The organism is Aequoribacter fuscus, assembly GCF_009910365.1.
Lineage (GTDB): Bacteria > Pseudomonadota > Gammaproteobacteria > Pseudomonadales > Halieaceae > Aequoribacter > Aequoribacter fuscus.
Map to the genome: position 1 here is coordinate 159,799 of NZ_CP036423.1, position 18,579 is coordinate 178,377.

Consider the following 18,579-nt stretch of genomic DNA (forward strand, 5'->3'; position numbering starts at 1 on the left):
GATTCGGGCCCGATTAAAGAGTGGGTTTTAAAACGACAAGGATAACGATTGCAAACAAAAACAACACGGGGATTTCATTAAAAAATCGATAAAACACGTGCGTATGCCAATCGGCATCTTCCAAGATAATTTTCAGGTAGCGACCACATTGATAGTGATAGACCCACAAAAAAGCAACACCGGCAAATTTAGCCCACCACCAGATTTGAGTTTGATAGTAGTCCCAATTCAGATGCAGCAGAGCAATGCCAAAGCCTGCGGTTAAAAATAGAAACGGCGTGACAAATCGATACAGTTTGCGCGCCATAATAGCCAATTGCGCGCGCGTCTCAGCGTGCTCTGAGGACGCGTGGTAGACAAAGATACGCGGTAAGTAGAATAAGCCAGCGAACCAGCAAACCATAAAAATAATGTGAAAAGCTTTCAGCCATAGCATGGTGGTTACCCGTTGCGCGCGGCGCGGTTGATCAGTTTTTCGATATCGTTAGACCAGACGCCGGCAATTACCTGGCCCGTTTGATCTTGGATCAAAGCAATTTCGGCGTTGTTGTTGCTAAGTACATCTTTAACGCGCTTTACCGACGCAGTATCGTCAAGTGTGACGTAACTAAAACGCCTCACGTCTAGGTCGCTGACTGAAAGGTCCTCGCGCTCGATGACTTTTTGCAGTAGATCTTGCGTTTTGACGATGTACGATGGTTCGCCATGGCGTGTAATGATACACCATGGAGCCTCGATCATCGCAAACTCTTCTTGGGTTGCCGGTTGGTCGGCTTCTAAGGCCGTGAATTGCGTACTCCAGCAAGCGCTAACGTGAGTGCTGTGTAGTAAGCGAAGAAGGGGATTGCGTTGAGAGGACTCATCCACGGTTTCTAAGATTTGGTAGATAGAGCGTTGCCGCAGTACGCTGGTAAATACGATTGTCCCTGCGACCATGCAGATTAATGCAGGCATGGTGGTTTGTAAATTGCGCGTCAGTTCAACGGCAGCCAATATGCCCGCTAAGGGCGCATTAATCATGACGCCCATCGTGGTCGCCATGCCAACAACCGCATAGAGGCTGTGTTCACTGCTCATTTCGGGTATTGCCAGCGCGCCAAGGTCGCCCACCAATGCGCCTATCGTGGCGCCTATGAATAGACTGGGACCGATGGTGCCCACGGGCATGCCTACGCCTGCGGTCAGACTCGTGGTGGCGATCTTTGCCAGCGCAAGAAGCACCAGGAAGATAAGCGTTACTTGGCCGCTCAATAAAATCGCCACGGTATCTGTACCCATACCCATGACCTCCGGGATGAAAGCGGCAATGCACCCGGTTGTGAGACCTGCGAGTCCAAATCGCAGCCATATTGGCCACTGTAAGACGGGTTCTAGCCGCTTGACGCTTGCTGTAATGCAGGCAGCGGCGGCGCCACAGGCAATGCCCAGCAACACAATAAGAGGCAGCTCTGCCAGGGATTGAAGATGGGCCTGAGGAGCGGCAAAAATGGCTTCGGTGTTGCCAAACCATTGCGTAATGACGGAAGCGGTTGCGGCCGCAACCAGTACTGGTATGAAGCCGACCACGGTATACTCGGCAAGTATGACTTCCATCGCAAAAATGACACCGGCAAGCGGCGTGTTAAAGGCGGCGGATATACTCGCTGCCGTGCCGCAAGCAACGAGTATGCGCAAGCTGTTGTTGGGGAGCCTGAAGCGCTGTCCAAGTGCGCTGGAGACGGTGGCGCCGATATGCACTCCCGGCCCTTCGCGCCCACCCGACTGACCGCTTGCCAGCCCGATAATGCCAACGATAGTTTGAGTCAGGGCATTGCGTAATGGCAATTGACCATAGTGACTGTTTAGGTGGTGTATTACGTGGCGAATACCGGTGCTACGACTGGGTTCTTTCAAAGCATGCAGTATGAAGGCGATCGCCAAGGCACCGCCGGTGGCGAGCCCCACACGGTGGGGTATCGACAAAGCTTCGAAGCCCTCGGCATTGGCACTGCTGCCTAATAGTGAGCCCAGTGCTTGAATGCCCCAAAAAAATCCAAGCACTGCAAAAGCAGAGAGTGTGCCGCTCATCAGGCCCAACAGGCTGTAGGCGGCTATCGCATCGTAGCTGGACAAATGATCGCGGAAGCGACGGAATCTTAATCGCGTTATTTTGCGCATGCGTGCTCGGAAAATTGCAAAACTACACCTTATCATTCTGATCGAAGGCTCTATACTATGCGTTTTTGGTGGGGGAGTGTTATGGCTAAGGTCAAAGTAGGTATTGTAGGCGGTACAGGTTATACCGGTGTGGAACTGCTTCGTTTGCTGCTACCCCACCCCGAGGTAGACGTTATTGCACTTACATCACGAGCTGAGAACGGCCGCCGAGTAGATGATCTTTACACCAACCTTCGAGGGTTTTGTGATCTTAAGTTCACTGACCCTTCTGACTCAGCGCTGAGCGACTGCGATGTTGTGTTCTTCGCAACGCCGCACAACGTTGCAATGCAAACGGTTCCCGAGCTATTGGCCAATGGTCAGAAAGTGGTGGACTTGTCTGCCGATTTTCGACTGCGTGACGCTGAGGAATGGTCGCGGTGGTATGGCGAACCCCATGCCGCACCCGAGCTACTGGCCGAGGCCGTGTACGGTTTGCCTGAGCGCAACCGCAACGCGATCAAGACTGCGCGTTTGGTAGCTTGTGCTGGCTGTTACCCCACCTCGATTCAGCTGGGCTTTTTACCTCTGTTAGAGGCCGGTGTGATCGATAGTTCCAACCTGATTGCGAACTCGGCTAGCGGTGCGAGTGGCGCGGGTCGTCAGGCTAAAGTAGATAACTTACTCACCGAAATTAGCGATAGTTTTAAAGCTTACGGCGTGGCTGGGCATCGTCATTTGCCTGAAATCGAGCAAGAACTGAAAGTTGAGGCGGGTAGTGACGTCAGCTTAACCTTCGTGCCCCACTTGTTGCCAACTATACGGGGCATCCACTCCACCTTGTACGCTAAGTTGACTGGCGATGTTGGCGATATTCAAGCCTTATTCGAGGCGCGCTATGCCAATGAGCCTTTTGTCGACGTGCTCGCTGCAGGCCAGTATCCGCAAACACGGAGCGTCCGTGGTAGCAATGTGTGTCGACTGTCGATCGAGCGTCCCGTAGGTCGCGATACCGTTGTTGTTATGTCAGTCATCGACAACTTGGTTAAGGGTGCCTCGGGCCAGGCCGTCCAGTGCATGAATATTATGTGCGGCTTCCCAGAGGAGACGGGCCTACAAGGAATTGCACTGATTCCTTAAGGCTGACCTTGAATAATAGTTGACCTGTTTACTTGGTTTTATCACAATGTCGCTTGAGTTGTTGTGAGTTTTTCGAATGAGTGTCGCTGAAACATTTGATCCCCAAACCATTCGTGTTGCCCCGAGTGCGATCAGCAAGATCAATGAGCTGATCTCAGAGGAAGGCAATCCGGCGCTTAAGCTGCGTGTTTATATAACGGGTGGCGGATGCTCTGGTTTTCAGTACGGTTTCGCCTTTGAGGAAGAGGTTGCTGACGACGACAGTTTGTTTGCTAACGACAAAGTGATCGTCGATTCGATGAGCTACCAGTACTTGGTCGGGTCTGAGCTCGATTACACCGAGGGGCTGGAAGGCTCTAAATTTGTTATCCACAATCCTAATGCAGTGACCACCTGCGGTTGCGGCGCGTCCTTCAGTTTATAAATCTTTAGGCTCAGGATTTACGCTGGGTAGACCACGCCCAGCGGAACCTGACCTTCACTCCCCGTAGTGCTGTGTAAGTCAAAGCGCTGATCATTCATTCTGGCGTAGGCCAGCCATGCAAAGGCGGCTGCCTCAATCCAATCGGGATTGATGCCCAACTCTTGGGTTGTGGTGACCTGATAAACCCCGCTATGCACCTGGATGCGCTCCATCAAAAACGCGTTATGGGCGCCGCCTCCGCAGACATATATTTTAGCGGGCGCGCTTGCGTTCTGGATGATACCTTGGGCACAGCTAACAGCGGTCAGTTCCGTTAACGTTGCCGCGATATCTGCCGGTTGATAACGACTCAACGACGCCGAGTTAGCGACGAGCCAGTCGTGGTTGAAGTACTCGCGCCCCGTGCTTTTCGGCGGCGCTTTGGCGAAGTAAGCATCGCCCAGCCAATGGGACAATAAGGCGGGCTGGATGTTGCCAGTTCTGGCCCATTCGCCATCTGTGTCGAAGGGGCGATCCAAATGCTCTCGGCACCATGTGTCGATCAAGGTGTTGCCGGGGCCGGTATCAAAGCCGTGGTCGATTTGGCCTTTGTTCAAAATGGTCGCATTTGCCAGCCCCCCGATATTGAGCACTACGCCTGACTGGGTTTCGCCCAATAATGCGCGGTGGAATAAGGGTGCTAGAGGCGCCGCTTGACCGCCGGCGGCAAGGTCGCGACCTCGAAAGTCTGCTACGGTGGTGACCCCCGTTTTTTGGGCGATAGTGTGAGCATCGCCAATTTGCCACGTAAACGCCGGTGCTGAGCCTACAGCGTCGGGTCGGTGTCTAATGGTTTGACCGTGGCTTCCTATTGCCACTACCTCGGTCATGCTTGCACCGCATTGCTGCATCAGGCAGAGGCTTGCCTCGGCAAAAAGGTCTCCGAGAATTCGATGCAGCTGACCTATTCTATCGACGCAGAATGTCTCGCTGAGGCTGAGTCGATGCAACTCAGCCGTCAACTGTTCAGGCAAATTATGGGTGTACGTATGCGCAAGTTGGATCGATTCGTCGTCTATGCGAACTAGGGCGGCGTCGATGCCGTCGACACTTGTGCCCGACATCAAGCCGATAAATAAGCCGCTTTTACGGGGTGTTGAGTTTGGCAAGTTGAGTTGCCTGCTGTTCGCTGATCAAGCGCGCTAAAGCCTCTTGCTGTATCTGCGTTTGCGCTTTAAATCGAGGCATTTCCGTCGCCGCTAAGCTTTTCGCTTTAGGGAGCTTTTTATGAATAGTTCGCGGGTTTTGGTGCACGCCATTCACCAGAAACTCGTAGTGCAGGTGCGGCCCTGTTGCAGTGCCCGTAGAGCCTACGGTGCCGATGATCTGACTTTGACTGACGCGCTGATTCTTTTTTACGTGGCGCTTATTGAGGTGCAAATATTTGGTGACGTACTTTTCGCCGTGTTGAATAAACACGTAATTGCCGTTAGCGCGGTTGTAATCGGACTCGATAACGCGGCCATCGCCGGCTGCAAATACTGGGGTTCCTTTGGGTGCTGCGTAGTCTGTGCCCCGGTGAGGCCGGGAGGTTTTGTATACTGGGTGTACGCGGCGAGGGTTGAAGTTGGAGCTAATGCGCGTGAAATCCAGCGGCGCCATTAAGAACGCTTTGCGCATGCTCTCGCCGCGCTCGTTGAAATAGCCAAGGCGTCCGCTTGCGTCGGTATACCGGTAAGCGGTGAAGGTCTCGCCTTTGTTAGTGAACGCGGCGGCAATGATGTTGCCATCGCTGAAGTATTGGTCATCTAAGTACAATGTCTCGTAAACCACATGCAAGGTATCGCCCTCTCGTGGGTCCAGTACAAAGTCGATGACGCCGCCGAACAAGTTGGCGAGCTCCATAATAAGGTTGTCGCTTAATCCGGCTGCTTGACCGGCCAAGAATAAGGAGCTGGTGATCTCGCCGCTTTTTTCAACGATGCGTACTTCGGGCTCCCGTATTTGCCGTTCTACGCGAAATTTGCCGTCCTCATGGTGGTACACCATGGCTTCCAGCGCTGATAACTTATGCTGAATTTCGGTGAGCTCACCCGACGGCTTAGTGGCAAAGCCCAACGTTTGTCCGGGAAATAATTGTGTCAGCGATCCCTCAGGTGTTTTTCCTGCGATATAGGCGTCGCGTTCACTGAACCCCGCGCGCGTCATCAGTTTCGACAGGCTATCGCCTGGACGCACTTGATAAAAAGCCCAAGTGATCTCGCTGGGGGGTTGTGCGACTTCAGGCTCTTGCTCGTCCACATTATCGGTGAGTGCCTCTGTTGCTGCGGGCAATGCGTCGCTCGCTAACTCGGTTGGCTGCGGTAAGGGCAGCTCCGCATCTCGGTTGGCCGAGACATCGCCTGATGGAGTGAACGGTGCAACAACGGCCAAAAAAAGCAACACAAAGCCAATCGCTGCTAAATGCTTTCTCGGCATCTGGGTCGCGCTTTGCAAAGGCTCGCGTCCGGCGCGAATGGCTTTTTTAAATAATGACGTCATATTTACGCTGTTTTCATCACAAGGGTGCGAGTATAAAGGACTTGGCTTAGTAAATGGAACGTTTGCGCAAGGCTTGCAATATGCTGAGGCTGATGTATCGTGCGCGCGTCAGAGTAACAGGCAATGCGGAGCGGGCATGTCGAATGCATTATTAGAGGATCTTAAGGCGCGCGGACTGGTCTTCCAGATCGCCGGTGAAGAACGATTTGTCGATTGGCTTAATGAAAAGCCTCGTACCTTATATTGTGGCTTTGACCCAACCGCCGACAGTTTGCACATTGGCTCGCTGGTGCCCTTATTGATGTTGCGTCGTTTTCAGGAAGCTGGACACAGACCGATCGCTTTGGTGGGCGGTGCCACTGGTTTGATCGGCGACCCCAGCTTTAAAGCCACCGAGCGGCAGCTGAACACGCCCGATGTTGTTGCAGGGTGGGTCGATAAGCTTAAAGCACAGGTCAGTCGCTTTATCGCCTTCGATGACACCGCAAGCTCCGCCATGGTCGCTAATAATCTGGATTGGACGCAGGGTCTGGATGTTCTGACCTTTCTGCGGGATATCGGCAAGCATTTTTCTGTGAACTCGATGATTCAAAAAGAATCGGTAAAGCAGCGTATTGAGCGGGAAGGCAGCGGTATCAGCTTTACCGAGTTCTCGTACAGTATTCTTCAATCTTTGGATTTTGCCGAACTTTACCAGCGGTACGAGTGTGGCCTGCAAATTGGTGGCTCTGATCAGTGGGGTAATATTACAGGCGGCATTGATCTAGCTCGACGATTGCACGGGGCCCAAGTTTTTGGGTTGACCATGCCGCTTATTACCAAAGCCGATGGCACGAAATTTGGCAAAACCGAATCGGGCACAATTTGGCTCGACGCCAGCAAAACATCACCTTATGCGTTTTACCAGTTTTGGTTGGGGACCGCTGACGCGGATGTCTACAAGTTTTTGCGTTACTTCACCTTCCTACCGGTAGAGCAAATTGCTCGTATCGAAGAGGAAGACAAAACAGCGCAGGGGCGGCCTCAGGCTCAGGCGGTATTGGCAGAGGAAGTCACCCGCTTGGTGCATGGGCAAGATGGCCTAGGTGCTGCGCTGCGAATCACTGAGGCGCTGTTTAGCGGCAGTCTCTCAGATTTAAATGCTGACGACTTGGCGCAACTGGCGCAGGATGGATTGCCCACTACCAACATAACGCGTGGTGAGTTGCCTGCGACATTGACACAGTTACTTAGCGATGTTGAAGCGGTAGCTTCGGGCAAGCAGGCCAAGGATGCTTTGAGTCGATCTGCCGTGACCGTCAATGGTGCAGCTTTGGGTGTGGATGTTAATGCGAACCCTGAGGCCTGGTTCCCAGCTGATCGTGCGTTAGCAGGCAAGTTTTACCTTGTAAAAGTGGGCAAGAAGAAGCATCACTTATTCGTAATTTCGGGTGGCTGAAAGTTTTTTACAAAAAACGCAAAAAAGCGCTTGCGTGGTTTTGGATGTTACGTATAATGCGCGTCCTCGGTAAGGGAACTGCCTTACTGAAAAGCTGAAGCCCTAGCGGTTTTAGGTTATTTAACAGACAGATGAAGACAGAAATGTGGGCACTTGTTGAGGTGTATGGCTAACATATATCAGATACAAGTGAACCATTAATTCATAGTAATTTTTGATTTCGAATTGTATCTGAGCCGAGATTTGTACGTTAGCGCTGGTTAAAGCGAAAACGTGCCCTCTTGCTAACGCAGAGGATAAAGATTGAACTGAAGAGTTTGATCATGGCTCAGATTGAACGCTGGCGGCAGGCCTAACACATGCAAGTCGAGCGAGAAAGGTTTTCGGACTGAGTACAGCGGCGGACGGGTGAGTAACGCGTAGGAATCTACCCAGTAGTGGGGGACAACTTAGGGAAACTTAAGCTAATACCGCATACGCCCTGAGGGGGAAAGCGGGGGATCTTCGGACCTCGCGCTATTGGAAGAGCCTGCGTTAGATTAGCTAGTTGGTGGGGTAAAGGCTCACCAAGGCGACGATCTATAGCTGGTCTGAGAGGATGATCAGCCACACTGGGACTGAGACACGGCCCAGACTCCTACGGGAGGCAGCAGTGGGGAATATTGCGCAATGGGCGAAAGCCTGACGCAGCCATGCCGCGTGTGTGAAGAAGGCCTTAGGGTTGTAAAGCACTTTCAATTGGGAGGAAGGAGTTAAAGTTAATAGCTTTGACTTTTGACGTTACCTTTAGAAGAAGCACCGGCTAACTCCGTGCCAGCAGCCGCGGTAATACGGAGGGTGCGAGCGTTAATCGGAATTACTGGGCGTAAAGCGCGCGTAGGCGGTTTGTTAAGTCGGATGTGAAAGCCCCGGGCTCAACCTGGGAACTGCACCCGATACTGGCCGACTTGAGTGCGAGAGAGGGAGGTAGAATTCCATGTGTAGCGGTGAAATGCGTAGATATATGGAGGAATACCGGTGGCGAAGGCGGCCTCCTGGCTCGACACTGACGCTGAGGTGCGAAAGCGTGGGTAGCAAACAGGATTAGATACCCTGGTAGTCCACGCCGTAAACGATGTCTACTAGCCGTTGGGGAACTTGATTCTTTAGTGGCGCAGCTAACGCAATAAGTAGACCGCCTGGGGAGTACGGCCGCAAGGTTAAAACTCAAATGAATTGACGGGGGCCCGCACAAGCGGTGGAGCATGTGGTTTAATTCGATGCAACGCGAAGAACCTTACCAGGTCTTGACATCCTGAGAACTTAGCAGAGATGCTTTGGTGCCTTCGGGAACTCAGAGACAGGTGCTGCATGGCTGTCGTCAGCTCGTGTTGTGAAATGTTGGGTTAAGTCCCGTAACGAGCGCAACCCCTGTCCTTAGTTGCCAGCACGTAATGGTGGGAACTCTAAGGAGACTGCCGGTGACAAACCGGAGGAAGGTGGGGACGACGTCAAGTCATCATGGCCCTTACGACCTGGGCTACACACGTGCTACAATGGGAAGTACAAAGGGTTGCGAAGCGGCGACGTGGAGCCAATCCCATAAAACTTTTCGTAGTCCGGATTGAAGTCTGCAACTCGACTTCATGAAGTCGGAATCGCTAGTAATCGCGAATCAGAATGTCGCGGTGAATACGTTCCCGGGCCTTGTACACACCGCCCGTCACACCATGGGAGTGGGTTGCTCCAGAAGTGGTTAGTCTAACCTTCGGGGGGACGATCACCACGGAGTGATTCATGACTGGGGTGAAGTCGTAACAAGGTAGCCCTAGGGGAACCTGGGGCTGGATCACCTCCTTAAACGAAAGCTATTACTCAATGAGTGTTCACATTTTTGTCTTCATCACACGATGACACAACAGCTTTGGCTGCAGGCCTGTAGCTCAGTTGGTTAGAGCGCACCCCTGATAAGGGTGAGGTCGGCAGTTCAAATCTGCCCAGGCCTACCAATCCTTTGCTATACGTCGTTGTCAGGCTCCTCGCATAGCAGGCTATGCGTCGTCGGCTGACGCCTCGTCTATCAAACGATTGGTGTATATGGCAGGGCATGGCTGCAAGAATACGGGGCTATAGCTCAGCTGGGAGAGCGCTTGATTTGCATTCAAGAGGTCCGCGGTTCGATCCCGCGTAGCTCCACCACGATGTGTCATTGTTCACGGTATGAAGTTAGAAACGAGCACATAGATTGTGTGTTGGTTTCTGGTTTTTACAACCGGAATGTTCTTTAACAAGATAGAAAGCTGAGTCTAGAACTGATGTGTATGACCTTAGGGTTGTATTGCACGGTTCGAGATTAAAAAGTTCAGAATACGCTTAATCAATTCGGCGTATTCGAAACGAGTTGTACAAATTACTGTGACTCAAGCGTCACAGACATCCGGCGAATACACAGTTAATCTTGCTGTGTATTTGTATTAAGTACCTAACTTTGCTAAGGGGGTTAGGGAAAAGTCTTTTGATTGATAATTTAGGTTATATGGTCAAGCGACTAAGCGCATACGGTGGATGCCTTGGCAGTCAGAGGCGATGAAGGACGTTGTAGCCTGCGTAAAGCTTCGGGGAGTCGGCAAACAGACTTTGATCCGGAGGTGTCCGAATGGGAAAACCCACCCAGTGTAAGCTGGGTATCCCACACTGAATACATAGGTGTGAGGAGGCGAACCTGGGGAACTGAAACATCTAAGTACCCAGAGGAAAAGAAATCAATTGAGATTCCCCTAGTAGCGGCGAGCGAACGGGGATCAGCCTGCAAGTGATATTATTTGTGTTAGCGGAACGGTCTGGAAAGTCCGGCGATAGAGGGTGATAGCCCCGTACGCGAAAACACGAGTGTGGTACTAAGCTTGCGACAAGTAGGTCGGGACACGTGTTATCTTGACTGAAGATGGGGGGACCATCCTCCAAGGCTAAATACTCCTGACTGACCGATAGTGAACCAGTACCGTGAGGGAAAGGCGAAAAGAACCCCGGAGAGGGGAGTGAAATAGAACCTGAAACCGTATGCGTACAAGCAGTGGGAGCACCTTCGTGGTGTGACTGCGTACCTTTTGTATAATGGGTCAGCGACTTACTGTCAGTAGCGAGCTTAACCGAATAGGGGAGGCGTAGGGAAACCGAGTCTTAATAGGGCGTATAGTTTCTGGCAGTAGACCCGAAACCGGGCGATCTATCCATGGCCAGGTTGAAGGTGCCGTAACAGGCACTGGAGGACCGAACCCACGTATGTTGAAAAATGCGGGGATGAGCTGTGGATCGGAGTGAAAGGCTAATCAAGCCCGGAGATAGCTGGTTCTCCTCGAAAACTATTTAGGTAGTGCGTCGTGTCTTACCCTGGGGGGTAGAGCACTGTTTGGGCTAGGGGGTCATCCCGACTTACCAACCCCATGCAAACTCCGAATACCCAGGAGTACAATCACGGCAGACAGACGGCGGGTGCTAACGTCCGTCGTCGAGAGGGAAACAACCCAGACCGCCAGCTAAGGTCCCTAATACCAGTTAAGTGGGAAACGATGTGGGAAGGCTTAGACAGCTAGGAGGTTGGCTTAGAAGCAGCCATCCTTTAAAGAAAGCGTAATAGCTCACTAGTCGAGTCGGCCTGCGCGGAAGATGTAACGGGGCTAAATTGGTAACCGAAGCTGCGGATGCGTGCTTGCACGCATGGTAGAGGAGCGTTCTGTAAGCCGTTGAAGGTGGATTGAGAAGTCTGCTGGAGGTATCAGAAGTGCGAATGCTGACATGAGTAACGACAAGGAGGGTGAAAAACCCTCCCGCCGGAAGATCAAGGTTTCCTACGCAACGCTAATCGGCGTAGGGTGAGTCGGCCCCTAAGGCGAGGGCGAAAGCCGTAGTCGATGGGAAACGGGTTAATATTCCCGTACTTCTTGCTATTGCGATGGAGGGACGGAGAAGGCTAGGTCATCAGGGCGTTGGTTGTCCCTGTTTAAGGTGGTAGGCTGAGATCTTAGGTAAATCCGGGATCTTAAGGCCGAGAGCTGATGACGAGGCTCAATATGAGCTGAAGTGATTGATGCCATGCTTCCAAGAAAATCTTCTAAGCTTCAGATAGTAAGGAACCGTACTGTAAACCGACACAGGTGATCAGGTTGAGAATACCAAGGCGCTTGAGAGAACTCGGGTGAAGGAACTAGGCAAAATGGTACCGTAACTTCGGGAGAAGGTACGCCGGTTCGGGTGATGAGACTTGCTCTCTGAGCCTGGGCTGGCCGAAGTGACCAGGTGGCTGCGACTGTTTATTAAAAACATAGCACTCTGCAAACACGAAAGTGGACGTATAGGGTGTGACGCCTGCCCGGTGCCGGAAGGTTAATTGATGGGGTTATCTTCGGAGAAGCTCTTGATCGAAGCCCCGGTAAACGGCGGCCGTAACTATAACGGTCCTAAGGTAGCGAAATTCCTTGTCGGGTAAGTTCCGACCTGCACGAATGGCGTAACGATGGCCACACTGTCTCCACCCGAGACTCAGTGAAATTGAAATCGCTGTTAAGATGCAGTGTACCCGCGGCTAGACGGAAAGACCCCGTGAACCTTTACTATAGCTTCACACTGGACTTTGACCTTACTTGTGTAGGATAGCTGGGAGGCTTTGAAGCGCAGACGCCAGTTTGCGTGGAGCCGACCTTGAAATACCAGCCTGGTAATGTTGAGGTTCTAACTTAGGTCCCTTATCGGGATTGAGGACAGTGTGTGGTGGGTAGTTTGACTGGGGCGGTCTCCTCCCAAAGAGTAACGGAGGAGCACGAAGGTGCGCTAATCATGGTCGGAAATCATGAGGTTAGTGTAAAGGCACAAGCGCGCTTGACTGCGAGTCTGACAAGACGAGCAGGTACGAAAGTAGGTCTTAGTGATCCGGTGGTTCTGAATGGAAGGGCCATCGCTCAACGGATAAAAGGTACTCCGGGGATAACAGGCTGATACCGCCCAAGAGTTCACATCGACGGCGGTGTTTGGCACCTCGATGTCGGCTCATCACATCCTGGGGCTGAAGCCGGTCCCAAGGGTATGGCTGTTCGCCATTTAAAGTGGTACGCGAGCTGGGTTTAGAACGTCGTGAGACAGTTCGGTCCCTATCTGCCGTGGGCGTTGGAGAATTGAGGGAAGCTGCTCCTAGTACGAGAGGACCGGAGTGGACGAACCTCTGGTGTTCGGGTTGTCACGCCAGTGGCATTGCCCGGTAGCTATGTTCGGACAGGATAACCGCTGAAAGCATCTAAGCGGGAAGCCCCTCCCAAGATAAGTTCTCCCTGACCCCTTGAGGGTCCTAAAGGGCCGTAGAAGACTACTACGTTGATAGGCTGGGTGTGGAAGCGTTGTAAAGCGTTGAGCTAACCAGTACTAATTGCCCGTGAGGCTTGACCATATAATCTAAGTTATTAAAAAGACTGTGGATGTTTGTGGCGAGTCACAGAAATAAACGATTTAATCAGACTCAGTTGACTATCGAATTCGGTGTCGCAAGACACCAACCAGTTTGCCTGGCGACCATAGAGCATTGGTACCACCTGACCCCATTCCGAACTCAGTAGTGAAACGATGCATCGCCGATGGTAGTGTGGGGTTTCCCCATGTGAGAGTAGGTCATCGCCAGGCTTCTAAATAAAAACCCTCAGTCGTAAGACTGGGGGTTTTTTTATTTACAGCCCGCGGAAATCGGCTCACATGGGGTCCCCCATGAGAGAGTTGGGTGAGCACCGATTGCCGCAGGTAGTAAGCGTCCGGCCAACCCACCTAGCCATAGGTTCGAATTAAGGTAACGTAGGTGCCCACCTATTATTAAGTGGGCACCTATTATGGAATACAAAGTCATACGCGCTAAGCGTGCTAAGGAACGCCGGCGCTACGCGCCAGAGTTTAAGCAGAAGGTCTTACGTGAGTGCGAAGCGGGCGATCAGTCTGTCGCAGCGGTCGCCATGAAGTACGGGCTAAATCACAACCTAGTGCATAAATGGCGCCACCTAGCGCGACAGAACAAGCCCTCAGAATTTGTACGTCTGCCGCCACCTGTGACTTCTGTGCCAGCATCAATGGACACAACAGTTTCCACGCAAGCTGCGTCATCTAAACGTACCGTGCGATTGAACCTGCAAATTAAGGAGCATTGCCTAAACATAGACTGGCCGCTGGAGGAGATTCAAAGCTCAGTGGTCTGGATCCGGCAACTCCTGTCATGATCGAGGTCAACGAGGTTTGGCTGTCACGCGAACCCATGGACATGAGAGCAGGACCCGATACGGCACTCGCTCGCGTCATTAAGCAGTTCGGTAAAGCAACGCCGCACACCGCTTATGTATTCGCCAACAAACGAGGTAATCGTGTCAAGGTACTCATCATTGACGCCTTCGGCGTTTGGCTGGCGGCCCGTCGGTTGCACCAAGGCAAATTCGTCTGGTCTCGCTTACGCGAAGGTGCTGCGATAGCGCTTGATCAAGAGCAGCTGGCGTCTTTAATGGTGGGATTACCCTGGCAATACGCCAGTAAAATACACGCCTTTGATCGGGTGTGAATCAGAGCAAATTATCGGCTGAATTACCAGAGAACTAAGTCGCCGTATTCTCGATAGAACACCGATCCGTAAGCTGGCACAGTATCCTTATGAGTATGGATATTGACCTCAAGAGCTTAAACGAATCGCAGCTACGCGACCTCTCGTCGCGATTGCTTGATGAGCTCAACCGTAAGCAAAACGATGAGGAGCGATACCAAAACGAGATTGTTAAGCGCGACAATACGATTGCCCATTTGAGTTTGCGCAATGAACAGCTCACGCACGAACTCGCCATTCTTAAACGCCACAAGTTCGACCGCAGTAGCGAGCAAACCGGTAGCACACAGTTACGTTTACTCGATGAAGCTGTCAACGAAGACGTCTGTACCATCGAGCTCGAGCTTGAGCAAAACACCCGCGATCTTGGTCAGCAGCCCAGAACAAAGCAAGTCGCCAAACGCCAAGCATTACCTGCGCACTTACCTCGCAAGATCGTGCGACACGATCCTGAGTCGACCGAATGCCGCTGCGGGTGCCAAATGGTTCACATGGGCGACGATATCAGCGAGAAGCTAGACTACGAGCCAGGGCAGTTCTCGGTAGAGCAGCATGTGCGCAGCAAGTGGGCGTGCCGTCAGTGCGAAACAGTAGTGCAAAAGCCTGTTGATGCGCATGTGATTGATAAAGGAATTCCAACCACCAATTTACTCGCACACGTATTAGTCTCGAAGTACGCCGATCATCAACCCTTGTATCGACAACAGCAGATATACCAACGTGCCGGTGTGGACTTACCGCGCACAACGCTGTCGGAATGGGTCGGCCGCTGTGGTTATGAGATTGCCCCGTTAGTTGAGGCGCTGCGCGCCTCACTGTTAGCGCAACCTATCCTGCATGCCGATGAAACACCGGTGAATATGCTAGAGCCTGGTAGCAAAAAAGCCAAAAAGGCGTATGTGTGGGCCTATGCCACGCCAAGTTGGTGTTCAACCCAAGCTGTTGTGTACGACTTCCAGCCCAGTCGGGCGGGAGAATCCTCTCGCTTGTTCTTAGAGGGATGGCAGGGTTACTTGGTGTGTGATGACTATACCGGCTATAAAGCGGGCTTTGGTCTGGGTATGACCGAGGTCGCATGTTGGGCACACGCAAGGCGTAAGTTCCATGAGCTGCAGGTGAATCATGCCAGTCCCATTGCGGACAAGGCGATGGGGCTTATCGGCTCCCTGTACACCATTGAGCGTGAAGCGGCTGACTTAAGCCCTGATGAACGCTACGCATTGAGACAAACACAGGCGAAACCTATTCTGGAACGGCTGCATGATTGGTTAATCCGTGAACGCGAAGGTCTGCCCGACAGTGGTCGAAGCGCCAGAGCCATTGATTACACTCTCAAGCGTTGGCTTGCGCTAAAACGTTACTTGGATGATGGTGCAATCCCGATTGACAACAATTGGATTGAGAACCAAATCAGGCCGTGGGCACTTGGGCGCAAGAACTGGTTGTTCGCAGGATCCTTACGCAGTGGTCAGCGGGCGGCCAACATCATGACTTTGATTCAATCAGCGAAGATCAACGGGCTTGATCCGCAGCGGTATTTGAAAGAGGTGCTGGAGCGTTTACCGACAGCTAAGCAATCGGATCTTGAGGGCTTGTTGCCTCACAACTGGAGATCACGCGTCTAGGTGGGTTTACCGGACGCTTACCGCAGGTAAACCAAAGCATCGCTTTGGTAGGGGCGAACGACCGCACATGGATGTGCGGGCTGGGGCTTATCAAGAATTGTGGTGCTTGGCCATGGATGGCAGCGCTGAATCATCTTAGTGGCATTGAAAAGCGCGTGCGGCGAGCCTGCGAACGCCCGAGCGATACCACGCGAGCGGCCGGGCAAGCGAAGCTTGGCGCCAGGCTTCTAAATAAAAACCTGAACGTGTGCCCTTGGGTAGTCGTAAGACTGGGGGTTTTTTACGTTAGGGACCAAGGAAGTCAATAAATTCTTGCAATCACTCATATTTGGGAATATATTCCCAAATATGAGTGATTCATTGATTTTAAAAATCCAGCAAATGAGCAGCCTGATATTGCGGCCGCTCGTGCGCCTGTTGCTAAAACACGGCGTTTCTCATCGCACCCTGGAACAGCAGGTGCGACACATCTTTGTATCAGAGGCCGAGGAGTTACTGAGGGATCGCGATACGAAGCCGACAGTATCGTCCTTGGCGGTATTAACCGGCTTAAGCCGCAAAGAAGTCAAACGCATCTTAGAGACCGATTTTAAGGGCATTGCGGAAGAAACCCTGAGTCGCAATCGCGTGGTCAGAACCTTAAGTGCATGGTGCAATCATGAAGACTTTTCAAGTGAGGGTGCCCCTAACGCGCTGGCTACAGAAGGTGAAAATAGTTTCGCTGAGTTGGTGCGTCGCTTCAGTGGCGACATGACTCCCGCAGCAATGTTGGCCACCCTACTCCACAGCGAAAACGTTATTCAGATAAACGGCCGGCTGTGCTTGCAGAAAAAAGAATATTTGCCTCTCGAAACTTCGCATGAGCGGCTGATGCTCTTTGGAACCGACACGGCTGAATTGATGGGCACGATTGAGCACAACCTAGAAAACTCAAACGACAACCGCTGGTTTCAGCGCAAAGTATCCAGCCACTTACTGCATCGCGATGCGGTACCTGAATTCAGGGCGCTGTCCAATCGCAAGTCTATGGAGTTGCTTGAATACTACGATTACTGGTTGTCGAAGCACGAAGTTGAAGAGGGTGATCCTGACGGTAGTTATGTCGCCGTGGGTATTTATTACACGCAAAATCAAGATGAGGCAGAAAAATGATGTTATCGAGATGTTTGGGCACGGCGGTATTGGTCGCCTTACTCGCCTCGTGTGGTGGAGGCGGCGGTGGTGGCGGTGCAGCTGCACCCGCGCCGACTGGCACAAGTGGTGGAACAGATCCCGCGACGGGAGGTGGCACGACCGGAGGTACCGATGGTGGTACTGACCTAGGTATCAGTGGCAGCGGTGCTCCGATCGCGTACGGTACGATTGATGGTTTTGGTAGTATTTTCGTTAATGGCATCGAGTTTAATACAGACAACGCGGCGATATTCGTCGATGGACAACCCGCAAATGAACTGGATCTCTCGGTTGGTATGGTGGTGTCGGTAGAGGGCACCATTAATGCTGACGGCGTGACGGGCGAGGCGACGGTTGTTATTTTTGATAACGAGCTTAAAGGTCCAGTACAAGCGATCGCGTTAGACGCGCAGGGTGATGTGATGACCATCACGATCTTGGGCGTAAATGTGACGGTAGACCGTATTGCAACGACTTTCGAAAATACTACGTTTGACACCCTGGCGGTCGGCGATTTTGTCGAGATTAGCGGTTTTCCCGAAGGCTTGACGGATTTGCGCGCTACGCACTTAGAAAAGCGACAAGAGGTGTATGTTGAAGGTGAAACAGAAGTCGAAATCGAGGGGACAATCTCGGCCTTGACCGATACGACATTTCAATTACGCACGTACACGGTTGACTACACCGGAGCTGATCTGACAGAGGTAGCCGATAGCACCCTATTGGAGGGAATGTACGTCGAGGTAAAAGGTACGCTCTCCGGCGATCAACTGATAGCGACTGAGGTAGAGGAAGAGCGATCGTTCTCGGACAGCTTGGAAGCCGACGACGATTTCAGTTTGCAAGGCGCAGTCACCAATTATGTGGATGATTCGAGCTTCGAAATCGCGGGAGTCCCAATTGATGCGTCCAATGCAGTTAAAAAACCGAGCGCCTTGACTATCGCCAATGGCGTCCTCTTGGAAGTCGAGGGTACGTGGGATGGCGATATTTTAATTGCTACCGAAATAGAGGCTCGTGAGGGTGACTTAAAGTTAGAAGCGAGCGTCGACTCTGTCGATCTCGACCAATCTATCGTCACCTTGCGCTTAGCAACAGGTACGGTGCAGGTGTTAGTCGACAGCCGAACACGTTTCGACGACGATGTCAGTGACCTGCGCAACTTTGGCCTAGCTGACTTGTCCGCCGGTGATTTTGTGGAAGTAGAGGCCTACCTGAACGGAGGTCAACTGCTCGCCACCGAGCTCGATCGTGACGATGCCGACGATGAAGTTGTGAAGGCTCCAGTTGATAGTAGCAACCCAAATATTGAGATCACCCTTCTTGGTTTGACTTACAACGTCCAAGGCGCTGAGTTCAAAGATAAGAGCGACCGCGATGTCGATGCTGCGAGCTTTTTCGCTCAGCTCAACACTGGCGATATGGTGCGTATCAAAGACGAAAGACCCGCTGACGGCATTGCCGACAAGGTTTCTTTTGATGTCGAAGACGACTAAGTTTTGCTGGTTCGGGACACAAAGCGCCG

12 protein-coding genes, 2 tRNA genes and 3 rRNA genes are annotated in these 18,579 nt (G+C 52.1%); 13 read left to right on the forward strand and 4 right to left on the reverse strand.

Annotated elements, in window-relative coordinates; translation table 11 throughout:
• Positions 1-13: 13 nt before the first annotated feature.
• Positions 14-436, reverse strand: coding sequence for a CopD family protein (locus tag EYZ66_RS00760; RefSeq protein WP_009575062.1), 423 nt, complete (start codon positions 434-436; stop codon positions 14-16).
• A gap of 5 nt (positions 437-441) precedes the next feature.
• Positions 442-2,157, reverse strand: a complete 1,716-nt coding sequence (locus tag EYZ66_RS00765; protein ID WP_009575061.1) for a chloride channel protein — start codon at positions 2,155-2,157, stop codon at positions 442-444.
• 81 nt (positions 2,158-2,238) lie between these two features.
• Between EYZ66_RS00765 and argC the strand changes: the two genes are divergently transcribed.
• Both argC and erpA read left to right on the forward strand, forming a co-directional pair.
• The gene (gene argC / locus EYZ66_RS00770; RefSeq protein WP_160195548.1) at positions 2,239-3,276 is read left to right on the forward strand and encodes an N-acetyl-gamma-glutamyl-phosphate reductase; all 1,038 of its coding nucleotides are present in this window, start codon (positions 2,239-2,241) and stop codon (positions 3,274-3,276) included.
• 76 nt (positions 3,277-3,352) lie between these two features.
• Complete coding sequence (erpA, locus tag EYZ66_RS00775) at positions 3,353-3,700, forward strand: iron-sulfur cluster insertion protein ErpA (protein ID WP_009577162.1); 348 nt, start codon at positions 3,353-3,355, stop codon at positions 3,698-3,700.
• 17 nt (positions 3,701-3,717) lie between these two features.
• Here erpA and EYZ66_RS00780 read toward each other — a convergent pair whose 3' ends face one another.
• Positions 3,718-4,848, reverse strand: coding sequence for an anhydro-N-acetylmuramic acid kinase (locus tag EYZ66_RS00780; protein ID WP_009577163.1), 1,131 nt, complete (start codon positions 4,846-4,848; stop codon positions 3,718-3,720).
• A complete protein-coding gene (locus EYZ66_RS00785) occupies positions 4,826-6,220 on the reverse strand; it encodes a peptidoglycan DD-metalloendopeptidase family protein (protein WP_009577164.1) in 1,395 nt (464 codons plus the stop codon). The genes EYZ66_RS00780 and EYZ66_RS00785 overlap by 23 nt, the downstream gene beginning before the upstream one ends.
• Positions 6,221-6,356: 136 nt before the next feature.
• Between EYZ66_RS00785 and tyrS the strand changes: the two genes are divergently transcribed.
• The 11 genes from tyrS to EYZ66_RS00840 all read left to right on the forward strand — a co-directional run bounded on the left by tyrS (position 6,357) and on the right by EYZ66_RS00840 (position 18,550).
• Complete coding sequence (tyrS, locus tag EYZ66_RS00790) at positions 6,357-7,658, forward strand: tyrosine--tRNA ligase (protein WP_009577165.1); 1,302 nt, start codon at positions 6,357-6,359, stop codon at positions 7,656-7,658.
• Positions 7,659-7,963: 305 nt separating this feature from the next.
• Positions 7,964-9,497, forward strand: a 16S ribosomal RNA gene (locus EYZ66_RS00795).
• Positions 9,498-9,569: 72 nt separating this feature from the next.
• Positions 9,570-9,646 (forward strand) — tRNA-Ile (locus EYZ66_RS00800).
• Between the two features lie 114 nt (positions 9,647-9,760).
• A tRNA-Ala gene (locus EYZ66_RS00805) sits at positions 9,761-9,836 on the forward strand.
• A gap of 339 nt (positions 9,837-10,175) precedes the next feature.
• Positions 10,176-13,074: ribosomal RNA gene (locus tag EYZ66_RS00810) — 23S ribosomal RNA — on the forward strand.
• A 114-nt stretch (positions 13,075-13,188) separates the two neighbouring features.
• Positions 13,189-13,304 (forward strand): 5S ribosomal RNA (rrf, locus tag EYZ66_RS00815).
• The 16S, 23S and 5S rRNA genes sit together here with 2 tRNA genes alongside, the layout of an rRNA operon.
• 200 nt (positions 13,305-13,504) lie before the next feature.
• Positions 13,505-13,885, forward strand: coding sequence for a transposase (locus tag EYZ66_RS00820; protein WP_160195549.1), 381 nt, complete (start codon positions 13,505-13,507; stop codon positions 13,883-13,885).
• Entirely contained in the window at positions 13,882-14,217 is a 336-nt protein-coding gene (tnpB, locus tag EYZ66_RS00825; protein WP_009576859.1) for an IS66 family insertion sequence element accessory protein TnpB, read from the forward strand. The genes EYZ66_RS00820 and tnpB overlap by 4 nt, the downstream gene beginning before the upstream one ends.
• A gap of 89 nt (positions 14,218-14,306) precedes the next feature.
• The gene (gene tnpC / locus EYZ66_RS00830; protein WP_160195550.1) at positions 14,307-15,881 is read left to right on the forward strand and encodes an IS66 family transposase; all 1,575 of its coding nucleotides are present in this window, start codon (positions 14,307-14,309) and stop codon (positions 15,879-15,881) included.
• A gap of 348 nt (positions 15,882-16,229) precedes the next feature.
• Positions 16,230-17,033: a DUF6502 family protein gene (locus EYZ66_RS00835; RefSeq protein WP_009575106.1), complete on the forward strand. Its 804-nt coding sequence runs from the start codon at positions 16,230-16,232 to the stop codon at positions 17,031-17,033.
• Complete coding sequence (locus EYZ66_RS00840) at positions 17,030-18,550, forward strand: DUF5666 domain-containing protein (RefSeq protein WP_040816200.1); 1,521 nt, start codon at positions 17,030-17,032, stop codon at positions 18,548-18,550. Before EYZ66_RS00835 ends, EYZ66_RS00840 begins: the two co-directional genes overlap by 4 nt.
• Positions 18,551-18,579: the final 29 nt, after the last annotated feature.